The 14634-nt window shown below is 65.6% G+C and carries 16 protein-coding genes; 6 read left to right on the top strand and 10 right to left on the bottom strand.

Going from position 1 to position 14634, the window contains the following annotated elements:
- Nucleotides 1-234 precede the first annotated feature (234 nt).
- Nucleotides 235-912, bottom strand: coding sequence for a TetR/AcrR family transcriptional regulator (locus G522_RS0121045; protein WP_026792721.1), 678 nt, complete (start codon nt 910-912; stop codon nt 235-237).
- A gap of 87 nt (nt 913-999) precedes the next feature.
- Nucleotides 1000-1407 (bottom strand): DUF2147 domain-containing protein, encoded by a 408-nt coding sequence (locus tag G522_RS28045; RefSeq protein ID WP_245586706.1) that lies wholly within the window; start codon nt 1405-1407, stop codon nt 1000-1002.
- Nucleotides 1408-1574: 167 nt separating this feature from the next.
- Here G522_RS28045 and G522_RS0121035 point away from each other — a divergent pair, with 167 nt between their 5' ends.
- The gene (locus G522_RS0121035) at nt 1575-2345 is read left to right on the top strand and encodes an EAL domain-containing protein (protein WP_425414086.1); all 771 of its coding nucleotides are present in this window, start codon (nt 1575-1577) and stop codon (nt 2343-2345) included.
- 271 nt (nt 2346-2616) lie between these two features.
- Complete coding sequence (locus tag G522_RS0121030) at nt 2617-3606, top strand: aldo/keto reductase (protein ID WP_026792719.1); 990 nt, start codon at nt 2617-2619, stop codon at nt 3604-3606.
- Here G522_RS0121030 and G522_RS28040 read toward each other — a convergent pair.
- Entirely contained in the window at nt 3595-4188 is a 594-nt protein-coding gene (locus G522_RS28040) for an alpha/beta fold hydrolase (RefSeq protein ID WP_051228994.1), read from the bottom strand. The two genes, G522_RS0121030 and G522_RS28040, sit on opposite strands and share 12 nt — an antisense overlap.
- A 101-nt stretch (nt 4189-4289) precedes the next feature.
- Between G522_RS28040 and G522_RS0121020 the strand changes: the two genes are divergently transcribed.
- Nucleotides 4290-4988 (top strand): YbhB/YbcL family Raf kinase inhibitor-like protein, encoded by a 699-nt coding sequence (locus G522_RS0121020; protein WP_026792718.1) that lies wholly within the window; start codon nt 4290-4292, stop codon nt 4986-4988.
- Between the two features lie 191 nt (nt 4989-5179).
- Nucleotides 5180-6346 carry a GGDEF domain-containing protein gene (locus G522_RS0121015; protein WP_026792717.1) on the top strand — a complete coding sequence of 389 codons (1167 nt, stop codon included), beginning with the start codon at nt 5180-5182 and terminating at the stop codon, nt 6344-6346.
- Nucleotides 6347-6468: 122 nt separating this feature from the next.
- Here G522_RS0121015 and aqpZ read toward each other — a convergent pair whose 3' ends face one another.
- The 6 genes from aqpZ to G522_RS0120985 form a co-directional block, all read right to left on the bottom strand.
- Entirely contained in the window at nt 6469-7194 is a 726-nt protein-coding gene (aqpZ, locus tag G522_RS0121010) for an aquaporin Z (RefSeq protein ID WP_026792716.1), read from the bottom strand.
- Between the two features lie 214 nt (nt 7195-7408).
- Entirely contained in the window at nt 7409-8608 is a 1200-nt protein-coding gene (locus tag G522_RS28035; protein WP_051228992.1) for a low temperature requirement protein A, read from the bottom strand.
- A 110-nt stretch (nt 8609-8718) separates the two neighbouring features.
- Nucleotides 8719-8841 carry a hypothetical protein gene (locus G522_RS30650; RefSeq protein WP_281168504.1) on the bottom strand — a complete coding sequence of 41 codons (123 nt, stop codon included), beginning with the start codon at nt 8839-8841 and terminating at the stop codon, nt 8719-8721.
- A gap of 249 nt (nt 8842-9090) precedes the next feature.
- A complete protein-coding gene (locus tag G522_RS0120995; RefSeq protein WP_036840368.1) occupies nt 9091-10059 on the bottom strand; it encodes a threonine dehydratase in 969 nt (322 codons plus the stop codon).
- 85 nt (nt 10060-10144) lie between these two features.
- On the bottom strand, nt 10145-10891 hold the full coding sequence (locus G522_RS28030) for an AraC family transcriptional regulator (protein ID WP_051228990.1): 747 nt from the start codon (nt 10889-10891) through the stop codon (nt 10145-10147).
- Between the two features lie 123 nt (nt 10892-11014).
- Complete coding sequence (locus tag G522_RS0120985; protein WP_026792714.1) at nt 11015-11407, bottom strand: nuclear transport factor 2 family protein; 393 nt, start codon at nt 11405-11407, stop codon at nt 11015-11017.
- A gap of 140 nt (nt 11408-11547) precedes the next feature.
- On the opposite strand from G522_RS0120985, the gene G522_RS28025 reads away from it, so the two are divergent.
- Together G522_RS28025 and G522_RS0120975 are read left to right on the top strand one after the other, a co-directional pair.
- Nucleotides 11548-12450, top strand: coding sequence for a LysR family transcriptional regulator (locus tag G522_RS28025; protein ID WP_036840365.1), 903 nt, complete (start codon nt 11548-11550; stop codon nt 12448-12450).
- Between the two features lie 208 nt (nt 12451-12658).
- Nucleotides 12659-13414, top strand: coding sequence for an SDR family NAD(P)-dependent oxidoreductase (locus G522_RS0120975; protein ID WP_026792713.1), 756 nt, complete (start codon nt 12659-12661; stop codon nt 13412-13414).
- A 102-nt stretch (nt 13415-13516) separates the two neighbouring features.
- On the opposite strand, the gene trpS is transcribed toward G522_RS0120975, so the two are convergent.
- Entirely contained in the window at nt 13517-14548 is a 1032-nt protein-coding gene (gene trpS / locus G522_RS0120970; RefSeq protein ID WP_026792712.1) for a tryptophan--tRNA ligase, read from the bottom strand.
- Nucleotides 14549-14634 lie beyond the last annotated feature (86 nt).

The raw sequence follows: 14634 nt of genomic DNA, 5'->3' as shown, positions 1-14634 counted from the left end.
GATGGAAGATCACCGGGCCAGAGCCACGGCCTTGAAGGCAATGAAAGCGCGAGACGCCGGAGGAAAATCGTCCCGCCCGCTTTCCAGGCCATGTCACTCATGGCATATCTATATTGATCACTACAAAAAATGTAACCGTCGCGACGGCATTCCGTCAAGTATTTTTATATCGATCATTACACAAATGAGTGAAGGAAGACGGCGTCCCATGAAAATTGGTGACTCGTCAATGGATTAGGTCAGTTCCGGCACCGGTTCGGCGGGGCTGCCCATGTAGGCGTCCCAACTCAGCATGGCGACCTCGGCCACCTTGCGCAGCTCCCCGCAGCTCACCCCGTCGCGCGCCAACAGCGACATGCCGTTCTGCACGGTCTGGATATAACGGGTGAGCGCGTGGATATCGGTCGTTCCGGGAATCTCGCCCTCGGCGACCGCCCGTTCGAGCCGCACCTTCACCCGGCCGATCGAGGCAGAGCGCGCCGAATGGACCAGTTCCCCCAGCTCAGCGTGGCCCTCGCTGCCAACGGTCGACAGCGTCACCATGCAGCCGCCGCAGGGTACCTCGACGACCGCACCAGTCAGTGCTGCCGCCGAATCCATGAGAAGCGCCCGAACCGCCTCGCGGGCTGTGTCGGCCGACGTGAAGTTAGTCCACACCAGCGCATCGTAATGGCGCCGGTAATAGTCGAGCGCCTCGGCATAGAGCGCTTCTTTCGAGCCGAAGGCCGCGTAGAGACTGGGCGAGCCGATCTTCATGGCCTCGGTGAGATCGGCGATCGATGTCGCCTCATAGCCCTTGGTCCAGAACAGCCGTGTGGCCTCGGCCAGCGCCGCCTCGCGGTCGAACGCGCGCGGGCGGCCGCGACCGCGCGGCTTTTCCTCGGATCGGGAAGGTGTCATAGATTTCTGCATCGATCGTTATATAAATTCACCGACGCGTCGGCACAATGCCGCATAAGTATCTATGACCAAGGCGGACGAACCTCGACCGCGCCCTCCTCAATTGCCGGCGATGCGTGTCCAGTCCATTTCCTTGCAGACGATGCCGGCCAGCACGCAGCCTTCCGTAGTCATCGACGTCTCGCCGACGTTCAGCGTCATCCGATAGGTCATGTCGCGCTGCCGGTCGAAGGCAGTGCCGGACCAATGTGCGGGGTCGTCCGGCTTAACCGACATCACCAGCACGTCGCCGGCCTTTTCGCCCTTGGTGCCCTCGCGCACCCAGGTGTTGGTGGCACAGAGATCGGCCCCGCAGCGCTCGACCCGCACCTTGGCCTTGCCGTCGCCGCGCGCCCACAGGCCAAAGGGCGACGGATCGTTGGCGGCGAAGCTGGCGGTTGGAAACATTGAGACGAGCGAAGCGGCGACGAACGCGCCGAGCCTCGGCATCTGACGGCGTAGGGTCATGGTCGTTCTCCTCTCGTTGGCAGCGGTCAAGCGACCACAGGAGAACTACGCACAGCCATGCCCAACGGTTCAGCCCCGCCGCGCCGAAAGGCGCTTTTTTTTCTGTGTGCGGCTGGTTTTACGCCGCCGTAACCCGAAGTCGGCTATGTCTCACGAAGACGAGACGAATGTCCGGAAGGGCCGCCATGCACCAGGGCTGTCAAGCATGCCAACGCGACGAGGGCTTTCCCATGCCCTTCTCCATGGCCTTTCAGCCGCTGATCGACATCGCCAACCGCCGCGTTTTTGGCCATGAGGCGCTGGTGCGCGGTATTCAGGGTGAAGGCGCCGGCGGTGTTCTCTCCAAGGTCGATGCCGACAACCGCTATTATTTCGACCAGCAGTGCCGCGTCAAAGCCATCGAGCTGGCGGCTCGGCTCTTTCCAGCCGGCGGCACCACCCAGCTTTCCATCAACTTCCTGCCCAACGCCGTCTACGAGCCGCGCGCCTGCATTCGCCGTACGCTGGAGACCGCCGGGCGGGTGGGCTTTCCGCTCGAAGCCATCATCTTCGAATTCACCGAAAACGAGCGGCTCGACAGCGCCCATCTCCTCAAGATCCTGAAGACCTACAAGGAGATCGGCTTCAAGACGGCCATCGATGATTTCGGCGCCGGCTATGCCGGCCTGAAGCTCCTCACCGATTTTCAGCCTGATATCGTCAAGATCGACATGGACCTGTTGCGCGGCATCGATGCCGATCCCGCCCGCCGCGTCATCGTCCGCAATATCCTGAGGATGCTCGACGACCTCGGCGTCGCCGCCCTCTGCGAAGGCGTGGAGACCGAGGCGGAATTCGCCGTGCTCACCGACCTTGGCGCCCACCTGTTCCAGGGCTATTACTTCGGCAAACCCGCTTTCGAAGCGCTGGCGCCCTACCCCGCCGCTCTGGCGAGCTGACCCGGCCCGCCACCCTATATTCGCCCTTCGCTCCATCCTGCCCGAACTCCTTCGCCTTCGTGAAGGAGGACAGTTTTATATAATTGAAACAATGGGATAGATTGGTGCGTTCTTTTACTCGGCTGCCATCCTTCGCGCAGGCAAGGGACCTCAGGCAGAACGGCCCCCTATCGCGCTCCCACCCCACTCCCGGCTTCAACAACGCACGCAAAAGATGTTACGCATACGCGCTTGCCGAGTGCCAAGCGTCGAACCCGTCAACGGAGCGGCCATGGAGACCATCAATCTTTGGAACGGCGTGACGATCCCTCGCATGGGCCTCGGCACCTGGGCGGCCGGCGGCCTCACCATCTGGCCGGACGGCCCGGTCAGCTATGGGCGGGTGACGCCGGATGAGGCCATCGCCGGCATCCGCTGCGCCTACGATCTCGGCATCCGCCTGTTCGACACGGCCGCCGCCTATGGCGCCGGCAACGCCGAACTCATCCTGGGCGAGGCGCTACGCGACAAGGCCGACGCCGTTATCGTCACCAAATGCGGCTTCACCGGCGACCCTGCCACCCGGCGGATCGCCCCGGTGGACCTCAGCCCCGCCGCCATCCGAAAGGGCGTGGAAGCCTCGCTCGCCCGCCTGAAGCGGCCGATGATCGACGCCGTACTGTTGCACCACAACGAGCTTGACCCCGCCAAGGCGCGCCCAGTGTTCGACACCTTGGAGATCCTGCGCACCGAGAGCCTGATCGAGTGCTATGGCTGGAGTACCGACCATGTCGGCCAGCTCGCCACCGTCACCGACTATCCCGGCTTCCGCATCGTCGAGCACGATCTCAACGTGTTCGACAACGCCTGGGACATGCTGCGCTTCGTGGAGGCGCACCGGCTCTATTCGCTGGCGCGGCTGCCGCTGGCCATGGGCCTGCTCAGTGGCAAATACAACGCCTCGGCGCCACTTGCCGACACGGACGTGCGATCCGGCACGGCGCCCTGGCTCAAGTATTTCAAGAAGGGCGCCGCCAACCCCAGCTATGTGGCCATCCTGGAAAAGATCGCCCCGGCGCTCACCACCGGCGGCCGCAGCCTGTCGCAAGGCGCCCTCTCCTGGATCCTCGGCGCCTCCGACCGTACCATCCCCATCCCCGGCTTCACTTCCATCTCCCACATCCCCAACAATTTCGGCGCGGTCACCGCCGGACGCCTATCGGAAGACGATATCGAACGTCTGCGGGTCGTGGTGGCGAAGCTGATGTCATCAGGCACCTAGGCTGCCGAGAAAGGCCAGGATCCGCTCCGTCACCTCGGCCGGCCGTTCCTGCTGCAACCAATGGCCAGCGCCGGGCAGGATGTGCGATCCCCTGAGGTCCGGCACCAGATCTGGCATCGCCGCGATGATCTCAGCCATGCCGGGTATGGCTAGGCCGGTGTCGCGCTCGCCGATCAGGAACAAAGCCGGCACTCCCACCTTCGCGCCTGACCAGGCCTGTTGGAGCTCCCAGTTGCGGTCGAGGTTGCGATAATAGTTGAGCCCGCCGGTAAAGCCCGTCCGCCGAAACGTCTCGACGAGGCGCTCGAAGGTCTCTTCCTCCAGCCAGCCGGGCAGCGCCGCCGGCTCGGGCAAGCTGCCGAGCAGCCCCTCAGCACGCCTGACCATGCCGAACGGGCTGGGCGTGCCGTCGCCGGCCTTGCGCGGCCCGCCCATGCCGCCGCCGAAGCCAGGCTCGTCGAGATCTACGGCGCCACCACGCTGGCGGAAATCGCCCGCATTGCCCTGGAAAAAAGCGCGGCGACCTAGATAGGGTGCCCCATGTCCATCCCGCGCCCCTTCCGGCCCGAGGCCAAGGACCACGTCACCTCCTGATCGGATCGGGCGCAAATCTGAGCAACCCCGGCGCACAGGCACACTGCCGCTTGCCTATCCTCTCGCTGTTTCAGAGCAAGAGGATACCCATGAAAACCCTTTATCGCCTTTCCGCCGTCGCCTTCGTCCTCCTGGCCACCGCCTCGCTCGCCGCCGCCGCCGACCGCCTCACCGTGACCATTGACGGGCTCGACGCCTCCGGCCGCTTTGCCGACGATGCCGCTTTCTGTCCGCCTGCCACCAGCGCCGCCAAGGATGTGAGCCCCGCCGTCTCCTGGTCGGCCGGCCCGGCCGGTACCCGCTCCTACGCACTGACCATGACCGACCCCGACGTGCCCAGGGATCTCAGCCTGATCAACAAGCCCGGCACCACCATCGACGACGGTGCGCCGCGCGTCACCATCCATCACTGGGTGCTGGCCGACATTCCCGCCAATATCACCGCGCTGAAGAAGGGCGCCGAGGGCGACACCCTTACCCCGCACGGCAAGCCGATCGGCGACACCGATCACGGCCGTCGCGGCGCCAACGTGTTCACCGGCTTCCTCGCCTCCAACCCCGACATGGCCGGTACCTATGGAGGCTACGACGGCCCCTGCCCGCCGATGAACGACGAGCGCCGGCATCACTACACCATCCGCGTCTATGCCCTGGATGTTCCGACGCTCGGCCTCTCCGGCGCTTTCAATGGTGCTGCTCTGGAGAAAGCCGTCGAGGGCCACGTCCTCGCCCAAGGCGAAGCCATCGCCACCTATTCGCTTAATCCCAAGCTGACGACAGGCAAGTAACGACTGGCGCGCCGGCCTGTCCGTCCCAGTCGGACCGGCGCATTCGCCACGCGCTTCGATCAACCTCCGCAACGCCGCCGCATGGTCTTGCGCCTTAAAATTGCGCTACAACAAGAAGATAGGACCTTCCGGTTAACCTGTTCTCATTGGATATGGCCTAGACTGATCGTCAAACGGACCTCCGAAACTCCATGACGATCGCGCTCGATCTGCCTACTGTTCTCTTTGTGCTTCAGGCCTCCTACATTGCCGGAGCCACGGCGCTGGCCTATGCGCGCTATCGCTCAGCCGACGCGGCCGGTGCCGAGATCATCGCCTTTGCCTTTCTGGTGTTGGCCGCTGGCGCCATGGTGGCCAGCAAGGCCGAGGTCAACAGCGCAGACTACGCGCGTCTGAGCCTCATCAACATCACGCTTGGCACGCTCGGCTATGCGCTGTTCTTCATCGGCGCGATGGAGCTCAGCCGCCGCTCGCCGGTCCGCCCATTCTGGATCGTGCTGCTGCCGCCCGTCCTGACCCTGGCCATCGGCCTTTGGACCGGCTTTCACGCCATCAATTGGCTGCGCGCCACGGTGTTCAACGGCATCGCCGCCGTCACCATGCTGACCGCCGCCTGGATCTTCCATCGCGACGGCCGGGCTGAGCCGCTGCCGGGGCGCCGCATCGTCACGCTGGCCATCGCAGCAGCGGGTCTGGTCAGCCTGGTCATGGCCGTGGAGTTTTCCCTCGGCCAGTTCTGGCCGGCGCCCGTGCTCGCCTTTGTGCTGATCCTGACGCTGATGTTCGCCATCGCTCTTTCGGTGATGATCCTCACCATGGAACGAGCGGTGGTGAAGCTCGACCGCCTCGCCCACACCGACATGCTGACCGGCCTCAGGAACCGCCGCTCCTTCTTTGCCACCGTGCCGACACATCTGGAGGCCGGCGACGCCATCGTCGTCTTCGACGCCGACCGCTTCAAGAAGTTGAACGACAGCTGGGGCCATGCGGTGGGCGACGAGGTGCTGCAAGCCATGGCGCGCGCCCTTTCTACCCATCTCGAAAGCGGCGACATTCTCGCCCGCTATGGCGGCGAGGAATTCATTCTGTTCCTGCCGAACACCAGTGCCCCTCGCGCGCTGGCCGTCGCCAACACCATGCGCGCCGAGGTAGAAGCGACCGCCATCGCCGGCGTTCGCAACACCATCAGCGCCGGCATCGCCATCTCCCCGGCAGGCGGCGCCCCGCTCAAACAACTGATCAAAGACGCCGACGCCGCACTTTACGAGGCCAAGGCGGCGGGGCGCAACACCGTCAAGCTGAGCCAAGATGTGGAACTGGATATGGACGGCGAGGCCGAGGTGGAGCCGGCGGGCTAAGGCAGCCAGCCCTGCGCGCCCCCAACACCTCACCCTCTTCGCGGGGCGAACCTCCCCGCCCCGCGAGGTTTCCATGCCTGCCCCGCCGAGCGGGGCACCACACCAATCTCGTTCCCTCACCCTTACTCGGCCGGCACGGAGCCGACGATCTCACCGCGCGGTTCGGAGCTGAGCCAACGGTAGGTGACGCCGCCAGCGATGCCGCCGGCGATCGGCGCCAGCCAGAACAGCCAGAGCTGCTGCAGCGCCCAGCCGCCGACAAACACCGCCACGCCGGTGCTGCGGGCGGGGTTCACCGAGGTGTTGGTCACGTCGATGCTGATCAGGTGGATGAGTGTCAGCCCAAGGCCGATGGCCAGGGGTGCGAAGCCGGCCGGCGCCTTGCCATGGGTAGCACCCATGATGACGAACAGGAACACCGCCGTCAGCACGAACTCGGCTACCAGGCAGGCGAGCAGCGAATACTGGCCGGGCGAATGGGCGCCGTAGCCGTTGGAGGCAAAGCCGCTGCTGACATCAAAGCCGGCCTTGCCGGTGGCGATCACATAGAGGATGGCGCCGCCAACCACGCCGCCGATCACCTGGGCGATGATATAGGGAAGGATCTGATTGGCCGGGAAACGGCCGCCGGCAGCAAGGCCCACGGTCACCGCCGGGTTGAGATGGCAGCCCGAGATGTGGCCGATCGCATAGGCCATGGTGACCACGGTCAGACCGAAGGCCAGCGAAACGCCGAGGTAACCGATCCCGACGTTCGGCAGGCCAGCGGCGATCACCGCGCTGCCGCAGCCACCGAGCGTCAGCCAAAATGTGCCGATCGCTTCGGCGGTATATTTCTTCATGCTCATTGATGACCCCTCCAAGAAACATCGGCGGCATACCCAGCCCCCAGTTCCGTCCGGAGCCCGTGCCGCAGATGAGCCATTCAGCCGGCTGCTCGTCCGTTCGGTGATCCACCGACCGGAGCCGTAACCCGGCCTATCCCAATCGCTCGCTACGCACGGGCGCGAGCGTGAATGCGTTACATAGGTGACTGCGACGACCGGCCGTAAAGCCTGTCGTTCAGCCGCGTGGCGCAAACCCCGCGCCAGCAGTCCCGTGCCGATGCCGGCTGCGCACCCGCCCTTCCCAGAGGCCGGCGCCCATCATCACCAGCGTGGTCAGCCAGCCCATGGTGAGGAGGTCGGCGAACGGCGCGGCGACGAGCAGTGCCAAGAGCACCAGAGCGGCCGCCAGATGCGAGGCAGGCAGCGCGCCATAGACCACCTTCTTGTAAACGGCGCTGCCCAGAAGGTAGATCGCCGGTCCGCCGCAGAGGGTCAGCGCATAGGCCGCCTTCACCCCATCGTGCGGGTGGGCCATCACTAGGTCGTTGCCCACGGCGGTGGCGATGATGCCGCCCACCAGGATCGCGTGGATATAGTGGAAATAGGCGCCGATGCGGCCGGGGTCGGCGGCATGGGTGATCGCCTCGGTGGCGTCCTTGCAGGAGGTGCCGAAATAGAGCCACCACATGGCCAGTGTACCGAGGAAGGTGGCGAGCATGGCCGAGAGCAGCGCCGGGTTCCAGCTTTCGAACTCGGCCAGCGTGGCGCCGGTGGCCAGCAGCGTTTCACCGAGAGCCACGATGACGAACAGCTGGCAGCGCTCGGCCATGTGGCCGCCCTCGATCGTCCAGTCAGCCGTGGTGGAACGGCCAAGGCCTGGCAGTGCGAAGCCAATCATCGGTGAGCCATATTCGCAGGCGACGGCCACGGCCCACAGCCCGATGCGCGCCGCCCCCTCGGCAAAGGCGCCGCCGATCCAGAACACCGCGGCAATGCTGAGCCAGCCAAGCATCCGCCGATGGTTGGCCGACAGCGGATGGTCCGGCCCCAGTTCCCAGACGATATAGGCGGTACGCCCCACCTGGATCGCCGCATAGGCCAGCGCAAACACCAGGCCGCGCTCTCCGAAGGCGCCGGGAATGGCCGCCGCCATGATCAGCGCCGCCAGCATCACCGTGAACAGCAAACTGCGGATGCGCGGCGTTTCCGGGTCGAACCAGTTGGTGGTCCAGCAGGTATATTGCCAGCCGAGCCACACCGCGAACCACAGGATCAGCGTTTCGATGACGCCCATGAGCGTCAGGTTGCCGAGCAACTCATGGCTGAGCTGGGTGACCGCGAAGACGTAGACGAGGTCGAAGAACAGTTCCTCGAAGGTCACGCGGGCATGGTGCCCATCGCGGTGACGCAACAGCGGATGATCCGCGCCGCTCATGTCGCCCGCCTCGCAACGCCCTCATCGATTGTCCGCATGGCCGATTCCCCTTCGCAGACAACTTATCGGTGTTTTTGCGTAGGCGCTAGCGGCGGCGAACGGGTCGCCACTCAATGCGTCGGGTCGGGCAGGCCGTCGAAGAACATGTAGATGGCGGTGATCCGGCCGTCCATGGCAAGTACTGCGTCGGTGCCGCCAGAGGCTGGCGGCTCACCGGGGCACTGGAGATCCACTTGGCGCGGGCGATATCGCCCGGCGGCACCTCAATGAGGACGATGATCTCGTAGCGGATGCTAGGGGGGGCGTGGCGCGGATCACGCCGGCGACGCCATCATCGTCTTCGATGCCGGTGTGCGTATCGCGTGGTGCGGAGTGCAGATATGTCCGCAACAATAGTCGTCTTTACCGGCTGAAGCCGAGCTCCGCGGCGGCTTTCTGGGCAGGCGCGAGCCTCACCCACTCAACAACACCGCCGCCCTCGCTCACACCTGCGGCGTCTGGCCGGCGAGAACCATCGCCATCAGCTCGCGATCGATGTTGCCGCCGGTCAGGATCACCGCGACTTTCTTGTTCTGGAACCGCTGGCGGTGTCGCACCAGGGCGGCATAGGCGGCGGCGCCGGCGCCTTCGGCCACATTGTGCGTGGCGCTGTAGAGCGAGCGGATGGCTTCGGCGATCTCGTCTTCGCTGACGGTCACCACATCGGCCGCCCCGGCGAGCACGATCTCCACCACCTCCTCGGGCGGCTCCTTGCAGGCCATGCCGTCGGCAAAGGTCGCGGCCTCCCTGCCGATCACCCGGCGTTTGCTCTGGAACGACTGCGCGTGAGCCGGCGCCCGCTCGGCTGAAACGCCGATGACGTCGGTCTTGAGGCCGAGGAGATCACGCACGGCGATCAGCGAACAGATGCCCGAGCCCATGCCGATCGGCACGAACACCGCATCGAGATCGCGGTGCTGGGTGAACAGCTCCCAGCCATAGGTGGCCACCCCGCGCACGATGTCGCGGTTGAAGGAGGTCACGAATTGAAAGCCCCGCCGGCTCGCCTCGCTGGCCGCCACCCGCCGCGCCTCGTCGAAATCGCGCCCGGATATCAAGAGCTCGCCGCCGAAGGCTTCCATGGCCGCGTTCTTTTCCCGCGAGTTGCCCTCCGGCACAACGATCACCGAGGGTATGCCGGCTTGCCGCGCGCCGATGGCGATGGATTGGCCATGGTTGCCGCGGGTGGCGGTGATCAGGCCCTTGGGAAGCCCGGCGCGCTTGAGCGCATCGACGAAGACCAGCCCGCCGCGCGCCTTGAACGAGCCGGTTGGCGTGTGGTTTTCGTGCTTGACGATCACCTCCACTCCGGTCTCGCGGGCCAAGAGCGGCCAGGCATAGGCCGGAGTTGGCGGCACGACCCGCCGCACCACGGCCAAGGCGTCTTCGATGTCATCTTGCGTAAGCTGCATGGGAGCCTCCTTTGCCGCAAAGCTAGCGGAGGCCGGAGCCACGGGCTTTCAAAAATCGAACATGAACGCGACGGTGCGACAGCCGTCAGGCCCTGAGAGCGCTCGGCGCGACGCCGATCCGCATCGCGAATTGCGAGGTCATGTGGGCATGCGAGGAAAAGCCGCAGTCCGCCGCGATGTCGGTCAGGCGATGGTCGGTCGTCTCGATCAGCGTCCGGGCACGACGCAGCCGACATTCGATGATGTGTTCGCGCGGCGAGCGCCCCGTCGCCTGGTGAAAGGCGCGAGAAAAGTAACGCGTCGACAGGCCGAGTGCCGCCGCCAGATCGGCGACCAGAATGGGCTCCGACAGCCGCGCGTCGATCATCTCGTCGACGCGGCGTAGCCGCTGGGGCGTCATCCAGCCGGGCTCGGCCTCCTGCGGCGCCTCGCAAACGCCGACCACCCGGTCGCGGAGGGCCAGGGCTAGGGCCTCGCAATCGAGCGGGTCGGCGTGGGTGAGAAGCAGGCTTCTGAGCCGGTGGGCAATGCCGACCGCCCCCTCGTCCATGAAATCGCTGCGCGAGTGCCGGACGTCGATATCCTCCGAGACCAGCCGCAGATACTCGCCGCCTCGGCGCGAACTGGAATAGATGTCGCAGCCCCGGGCCCGCACCGCCAGGCTATTGGCCCGCACCTTGAAGGTGGATCGCCGGTCGGTGCCGATGGCGTGCTCGCCGCTCTGCCAATCATAAGCAAAGCCGATCTCGTTCTCCGCCACGACATAGCGCACTGAGTAGGGCGAGGCGGGCAGCAGCTCCAGACGCCAATGCGATGTAGCGATGGATTTCACAGGGCATCTCCGAGCACCGCGATCGTCGTGGCAGGTCCCGAGCCAGGCGCGTTGCCTGCCTTGGCGGGACGACCCGACAGAAACTATGGCCGTCGGCGAGCCTTTGGCAAGCCATCGCCGCCCTCAATGGGTTGGGTCCGGCAAGCCGTCAAAGAACATGTAGATGGCGGTGATCCGGCCATCTCTGGCCAGCACCACGTCGGTGCCCGCGTAGGCCGGCGGTTCGCCCGGCGCGCCGGACACCCACTTCGCCCGGCCGATCTCCTGGTGCAGCGCCGCGTCCCGCAGCACCTCCACCGGAGCGATCACCTCGTAACGGAAGCTCGGGTGCTTGGCGCGGATGACGCCGGCGGTGCGCACAACCTCGTCGCGGCCGCGATAGACGCCGTGCGGCTCGACGAACACGACGTCGTCGGCGTAGATCTCGGCCGCCGTCGCCCGGCGCAGCGCGGCGTCGCCTTCGCCGAACACGCCCTGAAGGTTGCGGTCGATCAGCGTTGCGATGTCCTGTGACATGGTGTCTCTCCTTCACGGGCCGCCTTCAATCGGTGGCCGTGAGGGAAAGCTAGCGCGAGCGGGCAGCTGGCAGAAGCGCGTGGCGATGGACAGATTATCCATCTCCGTGGATGATGGGCCGTCATCTGCCGGAGCACCCCATGGATCATCTTCTCGCCCTGCGCGCCTTCGTCCGCATTGCCGAGGCCGGCTCGTTTGCCAAGGCGGCCGATACCATGAACCTGCCGCGCTCCTCGGTGAGCAAGCTGTTGCAGGACCTCGAGGCGCATCTCGGCACCAAGCTGGTCGAACGCACCACCCGCGCCGTGACGGTGACCCACGAGGGCGCCGCCTATCGCGAGCGGGCGGCGCGAGTGCTGGCCGAGATCGACGAGATGGACAGCACCGTGGCTGGCGGGCGCATCGCGCCGAAGGGCCGGCTGAGGGTGGATGTCGGCTCCAGCCTCGCCAATATCCTGGTGATCCCGGCGCTACCGTCCTTTCACGCCGCCTATCCCGAGATCGACCTGCAGCTCGGCATCACCGACCGAGTGGTAGACCTGATCGGCGAGGGCGTCGATTGCGTGCTGCGTGTCGGGCCGCTGCCGGACAACACCTCGCTGATTGCCCGCAAGCTCTGCGAGCTCGATCGGGTCACCTGCGCTGCGCCGGCCTATCTTGCGGGGCGGGAGCTGCCACACGTGCCGGCCGACCTTGAGCGCGGCCACCGCCTCATCGCCTACTTCTCCGCCGAAACCGGACGTACCCAGCCTCTGCGCTATATCCAAGACGACGAGCCGATCGAGATCCTTGCCCCGTCGGGCCTGTCGGTCAACGAGAGCACCGCCCACATCACTGCCCTGCTCACTGGCCTTGGCATCGGCCAGACGTTCGGCTTCATGATGCGCCAGCACCCGGACGCACTGGTCGAGCTCCTGGCCCAATTCAAGCCGAAAAGCCGCGTGCTCAGTCTGGTCTACCCGGCCAGTCGCTTCCCCAGCCAGAAGCTCCGCGCCTTCTCCGACTGGATCGCCGGCATCTGCGCTGCCCATGGGCGGCGATAAGGCGTCCATCAGATTATCCATGCCGATGAATAATCCTTCCACGGGCGCTGGCTTCTCGCGCGGCGTCTGACCGCCTAGCTTCCGGTCATCGAACACGGCGCTGCGATGGCCAGATGGCCCAGCCCCGCCGGCAACCTCGAAAACCGAAACATTACCCAGCAGCCCGAGCGCCCCGGCTGAACCCTCGCGCTCGCCCATGGAGATCCACATGACCAACAGACTTCAAGGCAAGATCGCCCTCGTCACCGGCGGCACCAGCGGCATCGGCCTCGCCACCGCCAAGCTTTTCACCAGCGAGGGTGCCCACGTCACCATCACCGGCCGGCGTCAGTCGGTGCTGGATGCGGCCGTCAAGGAGATCGGCGGCAATGTCACCGGTGTGCAGGCCGATTCCAGCAGCAATGCCGACCTCGACCGTCTCTACGCCGAGATCGAGAAGAAGCACGGCCGCCTCGACGTGCTGTTCGCCAATGCCGGTGGCGGCGGCATGCTGCCGCTCGGCCAGATCACCGAGGAGCAGGTGGACGACACCTTCGGCCGCAACGTCAAGGCGGTGATCTTCACCGTGCAGAAGGCGCTGCCGCTCTTGAAAGCCGGATCGTCGGTGATCCTCACCGGCTCCACCGCCGGCAGCCAGGGCACGGCTGCCTTCTCGGTCTATTCAGCCTCCAAGGCAGCGGTGCGCAACCTCGCTCGCTCCTGGGCGCTCGACCTCAAGGGCAGCGGCATCCGCGTCAACGTCGTCGCCCCCGGCCCCACGCACACCACAGGACTCGTCGAGCTGGCTGGCGACGACAAGGCGCAGCAGCAGGGCCTGCTCGACTATCTCGCCTCCACCGTGCCGCTCGGCCGTGTCGGCGAGGCGGAAGAGATCGCCAAGGCAGTGTTGTTCCTCGCCAGCGACGAGTCCAGCTTCGTCAACGGCGCGGAGCTGTTCGTCGATGGTGGCTCGGCGCAGGTGTGATGGAACAAGTCAGCGAGCGGTGTGTCTTATACGCGCCGTTCGCCCTACTCGTCCTGAGGTCCTCGCCTGCTGGATGGAACAAGCGGCCGATATCAGGCTCCTCTATGCAGCCGCATCACCCGCGAACCGGAACAGCCCCAGAGCCTCCCTCACCTCATCAAGCGTTTCCTCCGTCCGCGCCCGCGCCCTCGCCGTGCCCTGCCGGAGCTTGTCCAGCACGTATCCCGCATCGGCCGCGTAATGGGCGCGCCGCTCGCGGATCGGAGCAAGCAGCGCCTGCAGCACGTCTTCGAGCTGACGCTTCACCACCATGTCGCCGAGGCCACCCGCCCGGTAGCGGGCCTTGAGGTCGGCGACGGCGGCCTGATCGCCGCAAAAAGCGTCGAAATAGGTGAAGACGACGTTGCCCTCTACCCGGCCGGGGTCGGCGGCGCGTAGGTGGTTGGGGTCGGTGTACATCTGCCGCACGGCGGTGCGGATCTCGTCAGCCGAAGCGGAAAGCGGAATGGCATTGCCAAGCGACTTGCTCATCTTGGCCTTGCCGTCGATGCCCGGCAGGCGACCGACTTTCGGGATCATCGCCGTCGCCTCGGACAACAGGTCGCGGCCGATCTGGCGGTTCACCCGTCGGACGATCTCGTTGGTCTGCTCGATCAGCGGTGCCTGATCCTCGCCCACAGGTACGATCGTGGCCTTGAAGCCAGTGATGTCGGCCGCCTGCGACACCGGATAGCAGAGGAAGCCGGCGGGCACGTCGCGCTCGAAGCCACGAAGTAGAATCTCCGTCTTGATGGTCGGGTTGCGCTCGAGCCGGGCCACCGTGACGAAGTTCAGATAGAGCATGGTCAGCTCGGCCAGCGCCGGCAGTGCCGACTGTACGCAGATGGTGGTGACGTCGGGGTCGATGCCAACGGCGAGATAGTCGAGCGCGACTTCCAGCACGTTGCGCTGCACCTTGGCCGGATCGTCGGCATTGTCGGTCAGCGCCTGGGTGTCGGCGAGCAACAGAAACTGCTCGTGCGAGTGCTGCAGCGTCACCCGGCTTTTCAGCGAGCCGACATAATGACCGAGGTGAAGCGGCCCGGTGGTGCGGTCTCCGGTCAGGATCACCGGCTTGGATTTGAGAATGGACATGGTTGCTCCAGAAAAGGAGCCGCCGCGATCGTCGGATTGAGGGAATTTTGCAAAGGACCTTACCGCGTCACGGCGGCAAGGTCAGA

This window comes from Pleomorphomonas oryzae DSM 16300 (assembly GCF_000422965.1).
Taxonomy (GTDB): Bacteria; Pseudomonadota; Alphaproteobacteria; order Rhizobiales; family Pleomorphomonadaceae; genus Pleomorphomonas; species Pleomorphomonas oryzae.
Note: the sequence above shows the minus strand (reverse complement) of the source record. Positions and strands in the feature narration are given on the sequence as shown.

Excerpts from the sequence above, each read along its gene's own strand:
- G522_RS0120985 (WP_026792714.1), bottom strand. The coding sequence starts at position 11,407 with ATGTCACAGGACATCGCAACGCTGATCGACCGCAACCTTCAGGGCGTG.
- G522_RS0121035 (WP_425414086.1), top strand. The coding sequence starts at position 1,575 with ATGTCCGGAAGGGCCGCCATGCACCAGGGCTGTCAAGCATGCCAACGC.
- G522_RS28045 (WP_245586706.1), bottom strand. The coding sequence starts at position 1,407 with ATGACCCTACGCCGTCAGATGCCGAGGCTCGGCGCGTTCGTCGCCGCT.
- G522_RS0121015 (WP_026792717.1), top strand. The coding sequence starts at position 5,180 with ATGACGATCGCGCTCGATCTGCCTACTGTTCTCTTTGTGCTTCAGGCC.
- G522_RS0120995 (WP_036840368.1), bottom strand. The coding sequence starts at position 10,059 with ATGCAGCTTACGCAAGATGACATCGAAGACGCCTTGGCCGTGGTGCGG.
- G522_RS0121045 (WP_026792721.1), bottom strand. The coding sequence starts at position 912 with ATGCAGAAATCTATGACACCTTCCCGATCCGAGGAAAAGCCGCGCGGT.
- G522_RS28035 (WP_051228992.1), bottom strand. The coding sequence starts at position 8,608 with ATGAGCGGCGCGGATCATCCGCTGTTGCGTCACCGCGATGGGCACCAT.
- trpS (WP_026792712.1), bottom strand. The coding sequence starts at position 14,548 with ATGTCCATTCTCAAATCCAAGCCGGTGATCCTGACCGGAGACCGCACC.
- G522_RS28025 (WP_036840365.1), top strand. The coding sequence starts at position 11,548 with ATGGATCATCTTCTCGCCCTGCGCGCCTTCGTCCGCATTGCCGAGGCC.
- G522_RS0121020 (WP_026792718.1), top strand. The coding sequence starts at position 4,290 with ATGAAAACCCTTTATCGCCTTTCCGCCGTCGCCTTCGTCCTCCTGGCC.
- G522_RS0120975 (WP_026792713.1), top strand. The coding sequence starts at position 12,659 with ATGACCAACAGACTTCAAGGCAAGATCGCCCTCGTCACCGGCGGCACC.
- aqpZ (WP_026792716.1), bottom strand. The coding sequence starts at position 7,194 with ATGAGCATGAAGAAATATACCGCCGAAGCGATCGGCACATTTTGGCTG.
- G522_RS0121030 (WP_026792719.1), top strand. The coding sequence starts at position 2,617 with ATGGAGACCATCAATCTTTGGAACGGCGTGACGATCCCTCGCATGGGC.